This window comes from Bradyrhizobium lablabi, from assembly GCF_018129385.1.
GTDB classification, from domain to species: domain Bacteria; phylum Pseudomonadota; class Alphaproteobacteria; order Rhizobiales; family Xanthobacteraceae; genus Bradyrhizobium; species Bradyrhizobium lablabi_C.
Genome location: NZ_JAFCLN010000001.1, coordinates 359,227 through 377,013, shown reverse-complemented (window position 1 = coordinate 377,013; position 17,787 = coordinate 359,227). Strand labels below are relative to the sequence as shown.

Annotated in this window: 17 protein-coding genes; 6 read left to right on the top strand and 11 right to left on the bottom strand. The window is 62.6% G+C overall.

Annotated features, from left to right (window positions below; all coding sequences use genetic code 11):
- Positions 1-8: 8 nt before the first annotated feature.
- Entirely contained in the window at positions 9-1,472 is a 1,464-nt protein-coding gene (locus tag JQ628_RS01780) for a flavin-containing monooxygenase (RefSeq protein WP_212218236.1), read from the bottom strand.
- A gap of 181 nt (positions 1,473-1,653) precedes the next feature.
- Here JQ628_RS01780 and JQ628_RS01775 point away from each other — a divergent pair, with 181 nt between their 5' ends.
- Complete coding sequence (locus JQ628_RS01775; RefSeq protein WP_212218233.1) at positions 1,654-2,514, top strand: IPT/TIG domain-containing protein; 861 nt, start codon at positions 1,654-1,656, stop codon at positions 2,512-2,514.
- 73 nt (positions 2,515-2,587) lie between these two features.
- On the opposite strand, the gene ahcY is transcribed toward JQ628_RS01775, so the two are convergent.
- From ahcY to JQ628_RS01760, 3 genes are all read right to left on the bottom strand, one after another.
- A complete protein-coding gene (gene ahcY / locus JQ628_RS01770; protein ID WP_212218230.1) occupies positions 2,588-4,018 on the bottom strand; it encodes an adenosylhomocysteinase in 1,431 nt (476 codons plus the stop codon).
- A gap of 73 nt (positions 4,019-4,091) precedes the next feature.
- Positions 4,092-5,288, bottom strand: a complete 1,197-nt coding sequence (gene metK, locus JQ628_RS01765; protein ID WP_212218227.1) for a methionine adenosyltransferase — start codon at positions 5,286-5,288, stop codon at positions 4,092-4,094.
- Positions 5,289-5,342: 54 nt separating this feature from the next.
- Positions 5,343-6,695, bottom strand: coding sequence for a hypothetical protein (locus JQ628_RS01760; protein WP_212218224.1), 1,353 nt, complete (start codon positions 6,693-6,695; stop codon positions 5,343-5,345).
- Here JQ628_RS01760 and JQ628_RS01755 point away from each other — a divergent pair.
- The 4 genes from JQ628_RS01755 to JQ628_RS01740 all read left to right on the top strand — a co-directional run bounded on the left by JQ628_RS01755 (position 6,664) and on the right by JQ628_RS01740 (position 10,625).
- Entirely contained in the window at positions 6,664-7,083 is a 420-nt protein-coding gene (locus JQ628_RS01755) for a hypothetical protein (protein ID WP_212218221.1), read from the top strand. The genes JQ628_RS01760 and JQ628_RS01755 overlap by 32 nt on opposite strands.
- A gap of 194 nt (positions 7,084-7,277) precedes the next feature.
- Entirely contained in the window at positions 7,278-8,120 is an 843-nt protein-coding gene (locus JQ628_RS01750; protein WP_212218217.1) for an FkbM family methyltransferase, read from the top strand.
- 267 nt (positions 8,121-8,387) lie between these two features.
- Positions 8,388-9,863, top strand: a complete 1,476-nt coding sequence (locus JQ628_RS01745) for a glycosyltransferase (protein WP_212218214.1) — start codon at positions 8,388-8,390, stop codon at positions 9,861-9,863.
- Positions 9,864-10,625, top strand: a complete 762-nt coding sequence (locus JQ628_RS01740; RefSeq protein ID WP_349628007.1) for a class I SAM-dependent methyltransferase — start codon at positions 9,864-9,866, stop codon at positions 10,623-10,625.
- Between the two features lie 6 nt (positions 10,626-10,631).
- Here the strand turns inward: JQ628_RS01740 and JQ628_RS01735 are convergent, their stop codons facing one another.
- The 7 genes from JQ628_RS01735 to JQ628_RS01705 all read right to left on the bottom strand — a co-directional run bounded on the left by JQ628_RS01735 (position 10,632) and on the right by JQ628_RS01705 (position 17,122).
- Complete coding sequence (locus JQ628_RS01735) at positions 10,632-11,750, bottom strand: cobalamin-independent methionine synthase II family protein (RefSeq protein ID WP_212218211.1); 1,119 nt, start codon at positions 11,748-11,750, stop codon at positions 10,632-10,634.
- A 60-nt stretch (positions 11,751-11,810) separates the two neighbouring features.
- On the bottom strand, positions 11,811-12,383 hold the full coding sequence (locus JQ628_RS01730) for a DUF4019 domain-containing protein (protein WP_212218208.1): 573 nt from the start codon (positions 12,381-12,383) through the stop codon (positions 11,811-11,813).
- Between the two features lie 48 nt (positions 12,384-12,431).
- The gene (locus tag JQ628_RS01725; RefSeq protein WP_212218205.1) at positions 12,432-13,160 is read right to left on the bottom strand and encodes an ABC transporter ATP-binding protein; all 729 of its coding nucleotides are present in this window, start codon (positions 13,158-13,160) and stop codon (positions 12,432-12,434) included.
- Positions 13,153-13,905 (bottom strand): ABC transporter ATP-binding protein, encoded by a 753-nt coding sequence (locus tag JQ628_RS01720; protein WP_212218202.1) that lies wholly within the window; start codon positions 13,903-13,905, stop codon positions 13,153-13,155. The genes JQ628_RS01725 and JQ628_RS01720 overlap by 8 nt, the downstream gene beginning before the upstream one ends.
- Complete coding sequence (locus tag JQ628_RS01715) at positions 13,902-14,933, bottom strand: branched-chain amino acid ABC transporter permease (protein ID WP_212218199.1); 1,032 nt, start codon at positions 14,931-14,933, stop codon at positions 13,902-13,904. The genes JQ628_RS01720 and JQ628_RS01715 overlap by 4 nt, the downstream gene beginning before the upstream one ends.
- Positions 14,934-14,940: 7 nt before the next feature.
- Positions 14,941-15,810 carry a branched-chain amino acid ABC transporter permease gene (locus tag JQ628_RS01710; RefSeq protein ID WP_212218196.1) on the bottom strand — a complete coding sequence of 290 codons (870 nt, stop codon included), beginning with the start codon at positions 15,808-15,810 and terminating at the stop codon, positions 14,941-14,943.
- Positions 15,811-15,949: 139 nt separating this feature from the next.
- Entirely contained in the window at positions 15,950-17,122 is a 1,173-nt protein-coding gene (locus JQ628_RS01705; protein WP_212218193.1) for an ABC transporter substrate-binding protein, read from the bottom strand.
- A 366-nt stretch (positions 17,123-17,488) separates the two neighbouring features.
- Between JQ628_RS01705 and JQ628_RS01700 the strand changes: the two genes are divergently transcribed.
- Positions 17,489-17,779 carry a hypothetical protein gene (locus tag JQ628_RS01700; protein WP_212219296.1) on the top strand — a complete coding sequence of 97 codons (291 nt, stop codon included), beginning with the start codon at positions 17,489-17,491 and terminating at the stop codon, positions 17,777-17,779.
- Positions 17,780-17,787: the final 8 nt, after the last annotated feature.

The following is a 17,787-nucleotide window of genomic DNA, read 5'->3' as shown; positions in this document are numbered from 1 at the left end:
GCCGCGCGTCAGGAATACCGCATCACCCCGTCGTCGATGCTGCCGTAGCGCAGGGTGACGATGTCGAGCGCGTAGTTCTGGTACAGCCGCCACGGCCGCTTCGAGCCTTGCTTGGGCATCTTTGCGATCGCGCGCTGCACATAGCCGGAGGAAAAATCCAGCGACGGCCGTTCGGTGATGGCGGGGTCGAGATTATGCGGCACGCATTGCCGATAGCCGCGCTTGTCCATGTAGTTGATCAGGCGGCAGACATATTCGCAGGTGAGATCGCATTTCAGCGTCCATGAGGCGTTGGTGTAGCCGAAGGCGGCCGCGAGATTCGGCACGTCCGAATACATCATGCCCTTGTAGTTCAGCGTCTTTGCAAAATCGACCGCGCGGCCGTCGACGCTGACGTCGATTCCGCCGAGCACCTGGAGCACCAGCCCGGTCGCGGTGACGATGATATCGGCCTCGAGCTCGCTGCCTTCCTTCAGACGGATGCCGTTCTTCGTGAACGTGTCGATCGTGTTGGTAACGACCGAGGCACGTCCCTCCCGGATCGACTTGAACAGATCCCCGTCCGGCACCAGGCACAGCCGCTGGTCCCAGGGATTGTAGCGCGGGGTGAAATGCGTCGCGACGTCATAGTCCGGCCCGAGCGCCACCCTGACGCCGCCGAGGATCAGCTTCTTGACCCGCTCCGGCTTGCGGCGGGAGAGCTGGAAGAAATACATGCCGAGCAGCACGTTGCGCCAGCGGATCAGGTGATAGCCGAGCTTTGCAGAAACCCGCCGCAGCTTGTTGGCCAGCACGTCCTCTGCCGGCCGCGCCACCACATAGGTCGGCGAGCGCTGTAGCATGGTGACATGACCGGCGGTCTTGGCCATCTCCGGCACCAGCGTCACGGCGGTCGCGCCCGAGCCGATCACCACCACGCGTTTTCCGGCATAGTCGAGGTCTTCCGGCCATTTTTGCGGATGCACGATCTGGCCTTCGAAACCGGCGCTGCCTGAAAACTCCGGCGTGTAGCCCTCTTCGTATTTGTAGTAGCCGGAGCACATGAACAGGAAACTGCAGGTGAAGCGCACGATCTCGCTTCCGCCCACAACCGTCCCGCGCTCGGCCTCCACCGTCCAGCGCGCATCCGGCGACGACCACGATGCGCGTTTCACCCGGTGATGAAACCTGATCTGCTTGTCGATGCCGTTCTCGGCCGCGGTCTGCCGGACGTAGTTGAGGATATTCGGCCCGTCGGCGATCGCCTTCGGTTCGGTCCACGGCTTGAAGGAATAGCCGAGCGTGAACATGTCGCTGTCGGAGCGGATGCCGGGATAACGAAACAGGTCCCAGGTGCCGCCGATGCAGTCGCGTCCCTCGAGGATGATGTAGCTTTTGCCCGGACATTTGTCCTGCAAGTGATAGCCCGCGCCGATGCCGGAGAGACCGGCGCCGACTATGAGGACGTCGAAATGTTCTGGTGATGCTGCCATGGGTCGATTAGCGGTCCAAGGCGGCGAAAAATCAACTCGGAAACGGCGGAGGTCAGGAGCAATCGCCTGCTATCGCCTCGCAATGAACAAGCCGCCCGGCGGCCTTCAGGCGGTTGATTGCAGCCAAAACTCGAACTACCATAAGTAGTTATTTGATGTGATGCATTTTTGAGGGCGTGTGATGAGTGATACGTCGCAAAATTCCGAGTCATCGCGCAGTCACGAGACCATCGTCGATCCGGCGCCGGACACCGTCATCCGGCGGGTTGGGATTTACTTCATCCTGCTCTCGGTCCTGCTGCTTTATCTTCTGATCACGACATGGCCGGTACCGGATTTCGGTGGGACGGTATTCCGGCCGGTCAACATCTTCGGCTTCTCCCATACCTGGGCGCCGGAGCGACACTTGATGTTCACGGTCATGGTGTCGGGCGCCATGGGGAGCCTGGCGCATAGCCTGACATCGTTTGCGGACTATGTCGGGAATCGAAAGCTGGGCCTGAGCTGGATCTGGTTTCTCATCCTGCGGGTGCCGGTCGGGATCGCCATCGCGCTGTTGTTTTATTTCATCGTCCGGGGCGGCATCCTGATTCCGACCGTTCAGGTTCAACCTCAAACCGGGCTCACGCCGGATACGGCAACGAAAATAAATCCATATGCCATTGCAGGCTTTGCGGCGCTGGCCGGAATGTTTTCGAAGCAGGCCACTGACAAACTGGCGGCGCTCTTCGATGTCGTATTCGCCATGAAGGATCCGGTGCAACGCACCAATGGACTGAATATCAAGCCGCCAAGCATCTCCTCGTTCGATCCGGCGCAGTTGGACAAGTCAAGCAAGACGCTCACGATCTACGGTCAAGGCTTCCAGGAAAAATGCATGGCGACGGTCGAAGGCAAGGAGCGCAAGCCCTCCTCCGTCACCGACAAGAAAATTGTCGTTCCGCTCGATCCCGGCGATGTCGCGGTCGCTCCTGCCACGCTGAAGGTCGTCGTCAAGAATCAGGATGGCGGGGTAGCGGAATCCAGCATCAAGGTCGTCTAGCGGCACTACGCAACCAACCGACAACAAAAAACGCCGGCCAACTGGCCGGCGTTTCGACTGCGACAAATATTGCTCAGTACCGGTAGTGATCGCTCTTGTACGGGCCTTCCTGCTTCACGCCGATGTAGTCGGCCTGGTCCTTGCGCAGCTCGGTCAGCTTGACGCCGATCTTGGCGAGGTGCAGGCGGGCGACCTTTTCGTCCAGCGACTTCGGCAGCACGTAGACCTTCTTCTCGTACTTGCCGTCCTTGTTGTTGGCCCACAGCTCGATCTGCGCCAGCGTCTGGTTGGTGAAGGAGGCCGACATCACGAAGGACGGATGGCCCATGGCATTGCCGAGGTTCACCAGGCGCCCTTCCGACAACAGGATGATGCGGTGCTTGTCGGGGAATTCGATCTCGTCGACCTGCGGCTTGATGTTGGTCCATTTCAGATTGCGCAGATGCGCGATCTGGATCTCGTTGTCGAAGTGGCCGATGTTGCAGACGATGGCGCGATCCTTCATCGCGCGCATGTGCTCGATGGTGATGATGTCCTTGTTGCCGGTGGCGGTCACGAAGATATCGGCGCGCGGCGCGGCATCTTCCATGGTCACAACTTCATAGCCTTCCATCGCCGCCTGCAGCGCGCAGATCGGATCGACTTCGGAGACCATGACGCGGCAGCCGGCCTGACGCAGCGAGGCCGCCGAGCCCTTGCCGACGTCGCCAAAGCCCGCGACCATCGCAACCTTGCCCGACAGCATCACGTCGGTGCCGCGGCGGATGCCGTCGACCAGCGACTCGCGGCAGCCATAGAGGTTGTCGAACTTCGACTTGGTGACGCTGTCGTTGACGTTGATGGCGGGGAACAGCAGCGTGCCCTTGTTCGCCATCTCGTAGAGGCGGTGCACGCCGGTGGTGGTCTCTTCCGAGACGCCTTTGATGTTCTTTGCAATCTCGGCGAACCAGCCTTTCGGCTTTTCCTTCAGCAGCTTCTTGATCAGCGCGTAGAAGATCTCTTCTTCCTCGGAGCCCGGCTTGTCGAGGAAGGCGGTGTCGCCCTGCTCGGCGCGGACGCCGGCATGCACCAGCATGGTGGCATCGCCGCCATCATCGAGGATCATGTTGGGCGTGCCACCGCCATGCCAGTCAAACAGCTTTGCGGTGTAGTCCCAGTATTCGGTCAGCGTTTCGCCCTTCACGGCGAACACCGGAATGCCGGCCGCAGCGATTGCGGCCGCAGCGTGATCCTGGGTCGAATAGATGTTGCAGGAGACCCAGCGGATGTCGGCGCCGAGTGCCGCGAGCGTCTCGATCAGCACCGCGGTCTGGATCGTCATGTGCAGGGAGCCGGCGATGCGTGCGCCCTTCAAGGGCTGCTTGGGGCCGAATTCCTCGCGCGTCGCCATCAGGCCGGGCATCTCGGTCTCGGCCAGCGAGATTTCCTTGCGGCCGAATTCGGCGAGCGAAATGTCCTTGACGATGTAGTCGGTGAAGGTGGGCTTCTTGGCGGCGGCGGTCATGCGGTTGATCCCTTAAAAAGCATATTCCGGAAAGCTGTGCCTTCCGGAATACGCGAGAAGATTACGGAGAAAGTCAGACCGCGCGCTTGAGCGGTTCGACCAGATCGGTCTTCTCCCAGGAGAAGCCGCCTTCATTGTCGGGCGTGCGGCCGAAATGGCCGTAGGCCGACGTGCGTGCGTAGATCGGGCGGTTGAGATCGAGATGGGAGCGGATGCCGCGCGGCGTCAGGTCCATGACCTCGGCAGCCGCCTTCTCGAGCTTGTCCTCCGGCACCTTACCGGTGCCGTGGGTGTCGATGTAGATCGACAGCGGACGCGCCACGCCGATCGCATAGGCAAGCTGGAGCGTGCAGCGGTCGGCCAGACCGGCGGCAACGATGTTCTTGGCCACGTAGCGTGCGGCATAGGCCGCCGAGCGGTCGACCTTGGTCGGGTCCTTGCCGGAGAAGGCGCCGCCGCCATGCGGAGCAGCACCACCATAGGTGTCGACGATGATCTTGCGGCCCGTCAGCCCGGAGTCGCCGTCGGGACCGCCGATGTAGAATTTTCCGGTCGGGTTGATGTGCCAGATGGTCTTGCCGTTGATCCACTCCTTCGGCAATGCCTCGCGCACATAGGGCTCGACGATGTCGCGAACCTGGTTGGAGGTGAGGTCCTCGACCAGATGCTGGTGCGAGACCACGATCTCGCGCACGCCAACCGGCTTGCCGTTCTCGTACTGCACGGTGACCTGGCTCTTGGAGTCCGGGCCCAAAACCTTCTCGCGGCCGGAATGGCGCGCTTCGGAGATCAGCCGCAGGATCTTGTGAGCGTAGAAGATCGGCGCCGGCATCAGGTCCGGCGTTTCGTTGGTGGCGTAACCGAACATGATGCCCTGGTCGCCAGCGCCCTCTTCCTTGACCTCGCCCGGCTGTAGCGCATCGACGCCCTGCGCGATGTCGGCCGACTGCGGGTGCAGGAGAATCTCGATGTCGCACTTCTCCCAGTGGAAACCGTCCTGCTCGTAGCCGATGTCCTTGATCGCCCCGCGAACCACGCCTTCGATCTGCTCATTGGTGACCGATTTCGGGCCGCGGGTTTCGCCGGCGATCACCACCTTGTTGGTGGTGGCGAGTGTCTCGCAGGCCGCGCGGATCTGCCAGGGGTCGATGCCGGCCTTCGGGCCTTCCCGGTAGAACAGATCGACGATCTCGTCGGAGATCCGGTCGCAGACCTTGTCCGGATGGCCCTCGGAAACCGACTCGCTGGTGAACAGATAGGACGCGCGCATCAATACCCTCTTTCGCACCGGATCGCCGGCAGTTCGTGATTTGAGTTTGGAGTGTCAGTCTCGACGGCGCGAGATGACGTAGGATTCGTCGTAAAACCAGAGCCCGTTATGCTTGCGCAGAACCTCTCTCGTCGCCTCGAGGGTTTTGCTGTTTTCAGTCAGTTCCGCCAACCGGTCGTCCTCGATCTGGGCGACATACACCGCCGCGTTCCACGCTGCAAAGGCCGTCGAGGTTCCGATCTGGCCGGTGACCTCGTTGGGCAGCGCTTCCATATCATAACGGAAGATGGAACGGTTATCGGCGTAGGCGTTAAAATTAAGGTCCCGCCCGGCCGACCCCAACTCGTATTTCACCGCGCGCAATAGCTCATGACGGCTCACCGTGAAAGGATTTTCTCCGGGCCAGACCGCCTGGATGATTTCCAGGCCTGGATCCTGCCCGTGGGAGTGGATTCCGATCAGCCGGCCACCGGCCCGCAGCGCCCGCGCCAGCGGTGCGACAATACGCTTGGCCCGGAAATTCACAGAGGATTTTGCCCGGTAGGGCTGGGAGGCGATCACCAGGTCAAAATTGGCCTCGGAACGGCCGGCCCGGGGGATGATCGAATCGAGCAGGAACCGGTGGTCCTCCCGGTACAGGACCAGCGCCACCGGCCGTTCATAGATCGGCATGCCCGATTTGGGGCTGACATTGGCCCGCCAGTTCTGCTCCAGGAACGGCCCCAGCTCCGCGATCTGGGCCTCGAACTCCCCTGAGGAGGCCCCGCGCAGCGCCACTTCGTGCCAGATCATGCCGGAGGCGGCCGCCGGGGTTGCCGGGGCCAGCCACGGCGCTTCGGCATAGTACATGTTGGTCAGCACGAAGACGGTCGCCGGGTGCTCGAACAGCCGGTCCGGGATCTTGTCCAGCGTCAGCCGCACATCCTCGAGGCTCAGCTCCTTGCCGGCGATGTAGAAGGGCATGTGGGGAAAGCGGCCGTGCATCGCGCGCATCACCCGCGCCAGCACCGTGCCGTCGCCGCAGCCGGCGTCGAATACCCGCAGCGCCGGCGGCCGGGGATGCAGGCTGGCAAGCTCCAGCGCCACCCGCTCGGCGATCACCCGCTTCTCGCTACAGGTATGGACGAACAACAGGTACTTTTGCCGGTTCTCGAAAAAGCGGAAATTGCCGCGGGGATCGCGTCTTTCCGGCGGGGGCTCCGGCCGCGGCGGCAGCACTCCGCCCGGCGTGGAGGCCGCGATATAGGCCTGGATACGGTCCAGCGTATCCGTCGTGATGCGCTTGCCCTCGCGCAGGCGGGCGACCAGCTTGCCGTCATTGACCGCTCGCCGTCCAAAGGTTGTCTCGGCCATATCGGAGCGGCGGCAGAAGTCGGTGATCTGGGCCAAGATCTGGTCGTTTTTCATGGAAATGGTTGGGACGCCGGTGGGCAGCAGGAGGTCTTCGGTCCCTTCCTACCACCCCCTGCCCAATGAGCAAATGCGGATACACTACGAAAATCGTCACCACGGGACGGTGGACCTGCGGCGTCCGAGGACAGCCTGTGATCCTGCCGGGTGCTGCGGGTCGACGCTGAGAAACATCCTGCCGGATGCGGCAGCCAGGACAGCTTTCAATGCTTCAGCCCGCTTCGTCGGGCAGTTTCTTTTGAAGCGCAGAAACGCGAGTGTTGTAACCGCGGTCTTCAGCTTCGATCGATATGATCCTGCCGTCATCGCCAAGCTCGCGAGCAAAGCGCCGCGAGAAAAATCCGACAAGGCGACCCAAGAAAAGCCCGATCGAATGCGGAAATGATTGAGGCCCAACGGCACGGCAAGTCAGAAAATCCGAACAGCAATGCTCCTTACGAGGCGGCGAACCATCCGGATTCTACTCCGCGCGCCCGCTCCGGCCATCACGCCGCCGTCCGCCGCCCGGCGAATTTACAGCGGATGTCCCGCGGGCTAGGAGTACCCTGCCCTCGATCGAGCGGCGATCGGAACTGATCAATGAAGACATCCCACAAGATCGGCGCTGCCCGCCTGATCTACCACGTTGCTCATGCCGGGCGCTCGCTGTTGGGCCGCACCGATCGAGAGACCGTTGTTCGGGACGGCATTACCTACGACCTGGACCTGTCGCAAGGAATAGACTTTGCGATCTACTTGGCCAACGTCTACGAACGCCAGACCAGGGCCGCCCTGCGCAGACTGGTCTCCCCGGGCTCGCTCGTGCTGGATATCGGCGCCAACATCGGCGCGCACACGCTGCCGCTCGCGCGGCAAGTCGGACCCAAGGGACGAGTTCTCGCGTTCGAGCCCACCGATTTTGCGTTTCGCAAGCTTAGCCGCAATCTCGAACTCAATCCCGATCTCGCCTCTCGCGTGACTGCGCACCATTGCTTCCTGACTGCGACCGATTCCGATCAGGTGCCGGCGGCAATCTATTCAAGCTGGCCGCTCGAGCATCAGGCTGGCCTGCACGCCAAGCATCTGGGACGTGAAATGCGGACCGAGGCCGCGAAAGCGCGAAGCGTCGACAGCGTGCTGGCGGAGCTCGGCGGCCGGCCGGTACAGCTCGTCAAACTCGACGTCGACGGATTCGAGTGCGACGTGCTGCGCGGCGCGCGCAACATGCTGTCAACGATGCGCCCGGTATTCGTGATGGAGATTGCGCCGTACGTCCTGGTGGAGCGCGGCGCCTCGCTGGACGAAATGCTCTCGTTCTTCGTGCCCAACGGCTACAAGTTCTATGACGAGCGCACCGAACAGCCGCTTCCCTCCACGGCACCCGAGCTTTTGCGAATGATCGGGGACGGCGCCGGCATCAATGCGATCGCAAGGACGGCCTAGGTACACCGCCGATGCATGGATCACGGCGAATGTCGCGGCCACCGGCAGCGATATCGAAAACGCAAGGTTAAATAAAGCATTCGGCCGCGGCCAATCCGTTCGCCGACCGACGGAACGGTACGCACCACCATTGCCAATGGCGACAATTTCGGCGAAAAGCCGATGGCCGGCCGATACCTGGAGCGGCTTTTTCCGGTGCAATACCGAGCCACCGAACGGGCGGCATCAGCACACAACGCAAGACTATCAAGAGTTTTTGAGGCCGCTATGAATCTGGCGTCACCCGTCCCCGCCGCCTCGCCGGAACCCCTCAGCCGGCGCAAGCGCGAATTCCTCGACCACGTGGAGGCCACCGTCGATGACCAGGAACGATGGCGCAAGATAAACGACGTCTACTACAGCGCGGACCACCAGTTCATGCGATTCCTGATTCCGCCGGGAAAGCGCGTTCTGGAATTGGGTTGTGGGCGCGGCGACCTGCTGGCGGCGCTCGAACCCTCCTACGGCGTCGGTGTCGATTTCAGCCCAACCGCTATCCTCCGGGCAAAAGCAGGGCACGCTCACCCCACCCTGCAATTCCATCTGGGCGATTCCGAAGATCCGCAGACGCTGGCGCAGATCGAGGGGCCGTTCGACTACGTGGTGATAGCCGATACCATCGGCATGTTCGAAAACATCGACGAAACGTTACGAATGGTCCATCAGCTTTGCGATCCGTCGACGCGGATCGTCATTTCCTATTACTCCCATCTGTGGGAGCCGATCCTCAAGCTCGGCGAAGTGCTGCGGCTGAAAAGCCGACAGCCCAAGGTCAACTACATCGCCACCGCCGACTTCCTCAACCTGATGGATCTGGCCGATTTCGAGATGATCCGGCACGAGCAGCGGCAATTGCTGCCGCGTCGGCTGTTCGGGCTGGGACCGCTCATCAATCGCTATATCGCGCCGCTGCCGGGCATCCGGAAACTGTGCCTGCGGACCTACATCGTCGGCCGCCCGGTACGGCAATTTCCCGACCGCAAACTTTCCGCCACCATCCTCGTTCCCTGCCGCAATGAGCGCGGCAACATCGAGAATGCGATTTTGCGCATGCCGAAATTCGGCAGTTCGCAGGAAATCATCTTCGTCGAGGGCAACTCGAGCGACGGCACTTTCGAGGAATGCGAGCGCGTCCGCGACGCCTACAAGGGCCAATGGGACATCAAGGTCCTGAAGCAGGACGGCAAGGGCAAGGGCGATGCGGTTCGCAAGGGCTTTGCCGCGGCGACCCGTGACGTCCTGATGATCCTCGATGCGGATCTGACGATGCCGCCGGAAATGCTGCCGAAATATCACGCCGTCATCGAGAGCGGAAAGGCCGACTTCGTCAACGGCACCCGCCTGATCTACCCGATGGAAGACGAGGCGATGCGGCCGCTCAACCTGATCGCCAACCGCTTCTTCGCCTATCTGTTCAGCTATCTCGTCAACACGCGGATGACGGATACGCTGTGCGGCACCAAGGTGCTGATGCGCAAGGATTACGAGGTGCTCGCGCGCGAGCGGGCATATTTCGGCAATTTCGACCCGTTCGGCGATTTCGACCTGATCTTCGGCGCGGCGAAGCAGAATCTGAAGATCATCGAGACGCCGATCCACTACAAGGCGCGCACCTTCGGCGAGACCCAGATCTCCCGCTTCCGCGACGGATGGCTGCTCCTGAAAATGGTCTGGTTCGCTTACCGCAAGCTCAAGGCGGTCTGAGTGACGTCACCCTCATCACGTCACTCGTGCGGTCTGGACCAGCGTCAGGTCACCCACCGCGCGCTTTGGGAAAGGAAGAAGTCGGTACGGCTGCTGTACCAGGATTTTCACCGGCAGTTGCTTGATGCCTGTCCGGAAGGGCGCATTCTGGATATCGGCAGCGGAACGGCTCACATCAAGGAATTCAGGCCGGACATCGTATCGACCGACATCCTTTCCTTTCCCGGCATCGATGCCGTCGCCGACGCCCACCGGCTGCCGTTTGCAGATAAGTCGTTCGCCGGCGTGGTGATGCTCGACGTGCTGCATCACCTCGAACGGCCGATCGAATTCCTGCGGGAGGCAGCGCGGGTGCTGCGTCCCGGCGGCTGTCTTGCCATGATGGAACCCGCAATGACGACTCTGGCACGCGGCTTCTACGACCGGTTTCACGAAGAGCCGGTCGATATGAAGGCCGATCCATTTGCTCCGGTCGAGATCAACCCCAACCGCGATCCGTTCGACGCCAACCAGGCGATCCCCACCCTGCTGTTCGCCGGCGAACCTGCGCGGCAACGCGTGGAAGAGACCATCCCTTCGCTTGCCGTTCGCAACGTCGATTGGCTGAGCCTGCTGGCCTATCCACTGAGCGGCGGATTCCAGAATTGGTCGCTGATGCCCGCCGCCTTTGTCGCGCCGGTGCTGGCGCTGGAGCGAGCACTCCCTATCGCGATCCGAAGGCACCTCGCATTTCGAATGATGGTCGTGCTCGAGCGGCGCTAACCGCCGCTACTTCCCCCACACCTCGTTTGCGATCTCGACCGCCAGCCGCAGCTTGGCCCACTGCTCCTCCTCGGAGAGGATGTTGCCCTCTTCGGTCGAGGCGAAACCGCATTGCGGGGAGAGCGCGAGTTGGTCGATCGGCGCGAATTTGGCGGCCTCGTCCAGGCGGCGCCTGATGTCGTCCTTTTTCTCGAGCTCGCCGAATTTCGAGGTGATGAGCCCGGCCACCACGACCTTGTTGCCCTTCGGCAAATAACGCAGCGGCTCGAAGCCGCCGGCACGGTCGGAATCGTATTCGAGAAAATAGCCGTCGTAGTTGGTGCCGCCCAGCATGACCTCTGCCACCGGCTCGTAGCCGCCGGAGGAAATCCAGGTGGAGCGGAAATTGCCGCGGCAGACATGGGTGGTCACCACCATGTCGGCCGGGCGCTCGGCCAGCGCATAGTTGATGATGCGAGCGTAGATCTCCTGCAAGCCGTCGGGATTGTCGCCGCGCTCGCGCGCCTTCTGCAATTCTTCCTGCGAGCAGAGATAGGCCCACACCGTGTCGTCGAACTGGAGATAACGGCAACCGGCGTCATAGAAGGCCTTCACCGCCTTGCGGTAGGTCTTGCCGAGGTCGGTGTAAAATTCCTCGAGGTCGGAATAGACCTCCTTCGAGATCGACTTTCTCCCGCCGCGGAAATGCAGCACCGCCGGCGACGGAATCGTCATCTTCGCTGCGACATGCGCGGTGTCGGCGTGTTTCTTCAAGAACCTGAAATGATCCAGCATCGGGTGATCGGCAGGAAAGTCGAGCTTGCCGATCACGCGGATCGCGTCATGCCGGGTCTGCACGCCCGCGAACTGGATGCCCTGGTCGGGATGGAACAGCTCGCAGCCGGTCAGTTTTGCCAGGAAATCGAAATGCCACCAGGAGCGGCGGAACTCGCCGTCGGTGGCCAGCTTCAACCCGGTCGAGGCCTGCCGGTGCACGACCTTCTCGATTTCCATGTCCTCGACCTTGCGCAGGTCATCGGCGGAAATCTCGCCCTTCTCGAGCTGGGCGCGCGCCTCCTTGATTTTTTGCGGCCGCAACAGGCTGCCGACCTCGTCGGCGCGGAAAGGGGCTTTGGTTCGCTGCATGGTGTTTACTCCAGGGAAGTTTCGGTTTGCGTCGGCCGGATTGGACCAGACGCCGTCGGGCTAGTTTGGTGTTCCTGTCGTGTAGCCGGGACAATTGGCTGCCAGTTTGGCCCAGGCATTGTCGAGCTCCGCCCGGGATTTTTTCTGTTCGATGTCGCGTGCCACGGCGTTTTCGATGAAGTTGGCTTCTTGTCTCATGATCTCGAAACTGTCGCCAGCCGACTTCTGGTAAAGCACGACGTACCCGCAGTACCTGTCGACGTTGCTGTACCGGGCGCCAACGTCGACGGCGGCATAGATTCCGCGCGGCGCGCCCGCGGGATCCTTGGTCCAGGTGACCTTCAGAAGGCTGCGTTGGCTCAGTGAACCGGATCGGGACCGAAAGTCCTTGTTGTTGCGGGTGAACTGCTCGGCCGGCACCGTGCGCCGGTTCGCCTCCGACATCATGGCGTAAGCGTTGTCGTAACGCTCGTTGTCGAGTTTGGAGAAATAGTCGCGGGCCGCCTGGAGCGCGTTCTGCTTCTGACTCTCGGATGGAGCCCAGCCCGGCGTTGAGTCGCTCGTGATCGCGGACGGCACATCCGGAAGCGCTCGCTGGCCCGCCGCTGTAGAGACACCCGCAGCGACGACCAAGCACGCTGCGCAGCACTTCCTCAGGCTTGTCATCCGTTCGGGACCTTCTCAATGCTGTGTCTTGGCGCCTGCGCCGCCGGAGACGCCGAGATAACGTTCGAGCACCGCCGGATCGGCTTTCAAGGCCTGGCTCGCCGCATCGTGGACGATGGTGCCGCGCTCCAATATCACAACGCGGTCGGCCAGCCCCAGAATCTTTTGCGCGTGCTGCTCGACGATGATCGAGCAGATGCCGCCCGAGCGGGTGATGGTGCCCAATGCCCGTAGCAGCTCTTCCACAATGATGGGCGCCAGCCCCTCGGTCGGCTCGTCGAGCAGCAATACCCGGGGATTGAGCGTCAGCGCCCGGCCGATCGCCAGCATCTGCTGCTCGCCGCCGGAGAGCTGGTTGCCAAAATTGTTGCGGCGTTCCTTCAGCCGCGGAAACATTTCGTAAACCCTGTCCACCGTCCACGGCCCGGGCTGAGCCACGGCCGTCATGTTTTCTTCAACGGTCAGGGAACGAAAGATGTTGCGTTCCTGCGGCACCCAGCCGATCCCGACCCGCGCCCGCTGGTCCGGCCGCATCGCCGTGATGTCGGCACCGCCGAGGCTGAGGCTGCCGCCGAACCGGCGGGTGATGCCGACGATCGAATTGATCAGCGTGGTCTTGCCGGTGCCGTTGCGCCCGAGCAACGCCAGCACCTGGCTCTCGGGCAGGCTCAGCGACATGCCGGGCAGCACCACCGCCTCGCCGTAGCCGGCGCGCAGGCCCTCGATGGTCAGAAGGTCAGGCATGGGCGGCCTCGCCGAGATAGACCGCCTTCACCTGCGGGTCGCGCGCCACCTCGTCCGGCAGGCCCTCCACCAGCATGGCGCCATTGACCAGCACCGAAATCCGGTCGGCGAACGAGAACACCAGGTCCATGTCGTGCTCGATCAGCAGCACCGTGACATCGCGCGGCAGCGCGGAGACGGCGGCGAGGATATCGTGGCGCTCGCTCTCGGGGACTCCTGCGGCCGGCTCGTCCAGCAGCAGCACGCGCGGCCTGGTCGCAATCGCCACCGCAATCTCCAAAAGGCGCTGCTTGCCGTAAGGCAATGTCGCGGTCGGCTCGTTCATCACGTCTAGCAGATGGAAGCGCGAGAGCATTTCGGCGATCTCGGCATTGACATCGCTGCGCGTGCCCATCCGCCGCCACCAGTCGCCGCCGCGTCCCATGCGCTCGGAAACCGCCAGCCCGATGGTTTCGAGCGGCGTCAAATCGGCATAGAGCTGGTTAATCTGGAAGGTGCGCGACAGCCCGCGCAGCACGCGCCTGTGCACCGGCAAATCGGTGATGTCGTGGCCTTCGAGCAGGATGCGGCCGCCATTCGGCTTGAGCACGCCGGTCAGCAGGTTGATGACGGTGGTCTTGCCTGCGCCGTTCGGGCCGATCAGCGCATGGCGGGCGCCCTGCTCCACCCTGAGCGACAGGTCGCGCGTGACGCGGAGGCCACCGAACGACTTTTCTAGTCCTTTTGTCTCCAGCGCCGTTGTCATGACGCGTCCCTCTCGGGCACGGCGACGACCGCCTTGCGGCCGGCGAACTGCCGGATCACGAGATTGGGCAAAAACAGCACCCAGCGATGGATACGCGCGCGGCCGACCAGCACGATCACGACCAGCACCAGGCCGATCCAGAACAGCCAGTATTGCGGCGTAATCGTCTGGAACAGTTCCTGTAGCATCTTGAAGACGACAGCCCCGATCAGCCCGCCATAGAGATAGCCGGTGCCGCCGATGACGAGTACCAGCATCAGGTCAGCAGAGCGCTCGAACGAGAACACATCGAGCGAGGCCAGCGCCGTGGTCTGGGTGAACAGCGCCCCCGCAATGCCGGCATAGAAGGCTGAAAGCGTATAGACCGCGATCAGGCGGCGGTTGACGGGAACACCGATCGCGGCGGCCCGCAGCGGGTTGTTCCGGATTGCCCGCAGCGACAGGCCGAAGGGCGAATGCACGATGCGGCGCGCCAGCAGGAACAACAGAAACAGCACGATCAGGCAATAGAAGAAGCCGGTCTTGCCGAACATGTCGAAGGCGAACAGGCCGAGGATCGGCTGCATCTCGATGCCCTGCAAACCGTCGGTGCCGCCGGTGATGTTGGAAAAGCGCTCGGCCAGCGCCTCCAGCAGCAGCGCAATGCCGAGGGTCACCATCAGCCGCGTGAGGTCGACGCCCCGGATGACGAGGAAGCTGGTGAGAAAACCCAGCACCATCGCCGCCAGGCCGGCCACGACGAGGGCGATCACCGGCTCGTTGATGATGCCGTGTAGCGCCAATAGTCCGGCGGAATAGGCGCCGACGCCGAAGAAGGCGGCATGTCCGAGCGACACGATGCCGGCATAGCCAAGGATCAGGTCGAGCGACAGCGTAAACAGCGCCAGCCGCAGGATGTCGGTCATGATCAGATAGCGCGACGGGAACAGGAAGGCGCAGGAAAGCGCCAGCACCCAGAACACGATTTCGGCCACATGCCAGCGCGAGCGGGCCAATGCATCTGTGGAGACGTTGGGAAGCGCCGTCATCTCGCCCTCACCGCGCCGCGCTGCGGCCGAACAGGCCGTTCGGACGCCAGATCAGGATCACGATCATGATGGTGTAGATCACGAACGGCCCCATCTTAGGCACGTAATATTTGCCGGCGACGTCGCCGATGCCGAGCAGGAGCGAGGCCAGAAACGGCCCGGTGATCGAGGACGAGCCGCCGACGGTGACGACGATCAGAAAATAGATCATGAATTTCAGCGGAAAGTACGGATCGAGCCCGAGGATCTCCGCGCTCAGCGCGCCGCCGAGGCCGGCAAGGCCGCAACCGAAGGCAAAGGTGAAGGCGAACACCTGCGGCACGTTGATGCCGAGCCCGCTGGCTGCGCGCGGATCGTCCACCGCCGCGCGCAGCCGGCTGCCGAAGCGCGTGCGCGACAGGATCAGTTGCAATGCCAGGGTCAGCAGGCCGCAGATCACGATGATCATCAGCCGGTAGCGGCCGATGCCGACGCCGAAGAAATCGAACTGGCCCTCCAGCGCCGCCGGCAGTTTGATGAAGATGCGCGAGGAGCCCATGATGTAGTCGACCGCGGCCACCGACATGAAGACGAGGCCGACCGAGAACAGCACCTGGTCGAGATGGCTGCGGGTGTAGAGATGCCGGTACAGCGTCCGCTCCAGCACCGCGCCGATCGCCGCACTCGCGACGAAGGCCAGCGGCAACGCGGAAAAGAACGGCCAGCCGTGGTTATTGACCAGCACCGCGCAGACATAGCCGCCCGCCATCGCAAAGGCGCCGTGGGCGAGGTTGACAAAATTCATCAGACCCAGCGTCACCGCCAGTCCGCAGGCGAGCACGAACAGCAGCATGCCGTAGGCAACGCCGTCGAACAGGATGGTGAAGAGGGTTGTCATTTAATGGAGTGCCCTCATGCTGAGGAGGCGCGAAGCGCCGTCTCGAAGCACGAGGGCCTTGCGCAGCGGCAGCCCCATCCTTCGAGACGCCCGCAAGAGGCGGGCTCCTCAGGATGAGGCCCACCTCCCGCGTCGCTTGTTATTTCTTCGTCTTGCCGGAATCCTTCACCGCCTCGAAGGTGGCGAATTCGACGTTGTAGAGCTCGCCGTCGACCTTCTCGACCTTGCGGATGTAGATATTCTGCACGATGTCGCGCGTCTCCGGGTCGATCGAGATCGGGCCGCGCGGGCTTTCCCACTTCATGCCCTTCATCGCCGCGATCAGCGCATCGCCGTCGGTCTTGCCGCCGGTCTTCTTCAGCGCCTCGTAGATCAGGTGGATGCCGTCATAGCCGCCGACCGCCATGAAACCCGGACGGTTGTTGAAGACCTTCTTGTAGGCCGCGACGAAATCCTTGTTCATCTGCGAGGGATGCGCGGCGGAGTAGAGATGCGCGGTAACGGTGCCGAGCGCCGCATCGCCCATGCCGTTGAGCAGGTCGTCGTCCATCACGTCGCCGGGGCCGATCACCTTGATGCCGGCCTTGTCGAGCCCGCGCTCGGCATATTGCTTCATGAAGTTGCCGCCCTGACCGGCCGGCACGAACACGAAGATGGCGTCGGGCTTGGCGTCCTTCATCCGCTGCAAGAATGGAGCGAAATCAGGATTTTGCAGCGGGACCTTCACCTCCTCGACCACCTCGCCGCCGCCGGCGGTAAAGTTCTGCTTGAAGAAGGTCAGCGCGTCGTTGCCGGGCGCATAGTCCGAGGTCAGCGTCGCGACCTTCTTGATGCCGTTCTTGGCGGCCCAGTCGCCGATGATGGTGGAGGACTGCGCCAGCGTGAAGCTGGTGCGCACGATATAGGGCGAGCGCTCGGTGATGATCGAGGTGCCCGCCGCCATGACGATTTCCGGCACCTTGGCCTGGGTGGCGAGCGGCGCAGCGGCGAGCGCGGCCGGCGTCACGCCGAAACCGGCGATGAAATTGACCTTGTCGTTAACGATCAACTCCTGCGCGAGGCGCTTGGTGTTGTCGGGTACCGCCGCGTCATCCTTCAGGATGACCTCGATCTTCCGGCCGGCGACGGTGTCGCCCTTCTGCTGCATGTAGAGCTTGACGGCGTTGTCGATCTGCTTGCCGGTCGAGGCCTGCCCGCCCGTCATCGGCAGGATGAGGCCGATCTTGACGCTGTCCTGCGCCTGCGCCGGCGCAAACGCCAACAAGGCTGCGGCGCCAGCCAGCAGCGATAGCGATGTGGTGCGAATAGACATGGACGCTTCTCTCCCCCTGATCGGTTTGTGGCTCGAACCGAGTCCCCGGCCCTTGCCTTCCACAATAGCCCAGATTTTCCGGCCGTGTACCGCGCTGACATGGCGTCCACGGACGCATGATTGTCAATCGGACGAACGGCGGCTGTTGGGTCGATCGTGAACCTTACGCGTCCATGGCCCGGCGCTCATCAGTCCGCTTGTCATAGGTATTATAACACCTCAAACTCTCGCCGTGCGTTGTTTATACAAGTGTACAAATAGATTGATCCCGTCAACAAAAGCCCCGCTGCCATCGCGGAGATAGCCAGCTTGGCTGGCCGCCCCAAATCCATCATCCTTGGAGATCAAAGTGCTAACCTCTCTCCCATGCCGATCTGCGTCCGCCATATCCTTGCAATCGCCGCGCTGTTGCTGGCGGCCCCAGCCCTGACCGGCTGCGGCACCGTCAACGAAAGGCTGGCGGCCGGAGTTGGCGATGCGATACCTGCCTGGGCCGGCGGCATGCCCGCGGATGCCCCGCCGCGTCCCGGTACCGCGAAATATGACGAGTTCATGCGCGAGCGAGAGCGACGCCGGTTGATGCCCGCGGCAGAGCGCGAGCGCGAAGATGCGAAAGCGCGAGAAACGGCGGCGGAACCTGTGCGTCAAGCGCAATAGGCGCCGGG

What these genes read in the sequence shown, in the direction of transcription:
- JQ628_RS01780 (WP_212218236.1), bottom strand. Translation starts at nt 1,472, where the DNA reads ATGGCAGCATCACCAGAACATTTCGACGTCCTCATAGTCGGCGCCGGT.
- JQ628_RS01775 (WP_212218233.1), top strand. Translation starts at nt 1,654, where the DNA reads ATGAGTGATACGTCGCAAAATTCCGAGTCATCGCGCAGTCACGAGACC.
- ahcY (WP_212218230.1), bottom strand. Translation starts at nt 4,018, where the DNA reads ATGACCGCCGCCGCCAAGAAGCCCACCTTCACCGACTACATCGTCAAG.
- metK (WP_212218227.1), bottom strand. Translation starts at nt 5,288, where the DNA reads ATGCGCGCGTCCTATCTGTTCACCAGCGAGTCGGTTTCCGAGGGCCAT.
- JQ628_RS01760 (WP_212218224.1), bottom strand. Translation starts at nt 6,695, where the DNA reads ATGAAAAACGACCAGATCTTGGCCCAGATCACCGACTTCTGCCGCCGC.
- JQ628_RS01750 (WP_212218217.1), top strand. Translation starts at nt 7,278, where the DNA reads ATGAAGACATCCCACAAGATCGGCGCTGCCCGCCTGATCTACCACGTT.
- JQ628_RS01745 (WP_212218214.1), top strand. Translation starts at nt 8,388, where the DNA reads ATGAATCTGGCGTCACCCGTCCCCGCCGCCTCGCCGGAACCCCTCAGC.
- JQ628_RS01735 (WP_212218211.1), bottom strand. Translation starts at nt 11,750, where the DNA reads ATGCAGCGAACCAAAGCCCCTTTCCGCGCCGACGAGGTCGGCAGCCTG.
- JQ628_RS01725 (WP_212218205.1), bottom strand. Translation starts at nt 13,160, where the DNA reads ATGCCTGACCTTCTGACCATCGAGGGCCTGCGCGCCGGCTACGGCGAG.
- JQ628_RS01720 (WP_212218202.1), bottom strand. Translation starts at nt 13,905, where the DNA reads ATGACAACGGCGCTGGAGACAAAAGGACTAGAAAAGTCGTTCGGTGGC.
- JQ628_RS01715 (WP_212218199.1), bottom strand. Translation starts at nt 14,933, where the DNA reads ATGACGGCGCTTCCCAACGTCTCCACAGATGCATTGGCCCGCTCGCGC.
- JQ628_RS01710 (WP_212218196.1), bottom strand. Translation starts at nt 15,810, where the DNA reads ATGACAACCCTCTTCACCATCCTGTTCGACGGCGTTGCCTACGGCATG.
- JQ628_RS01705 (WP_212218193.1), bottom strand. Translation starts at nt 17,122, where the DNA reads ATGTCTATTCGCACCACATCGCTATCGCTGCTGGCTGGCGCCGCAGCC.
- JQ628_RS01700 (WP_212219296.1), top strand. Translation starts at nt 17,489, where the DNA reads ATGCCGATCTGCGTCCGCCATATCCTTGCAATCGCCGCGCTGTTGCTG.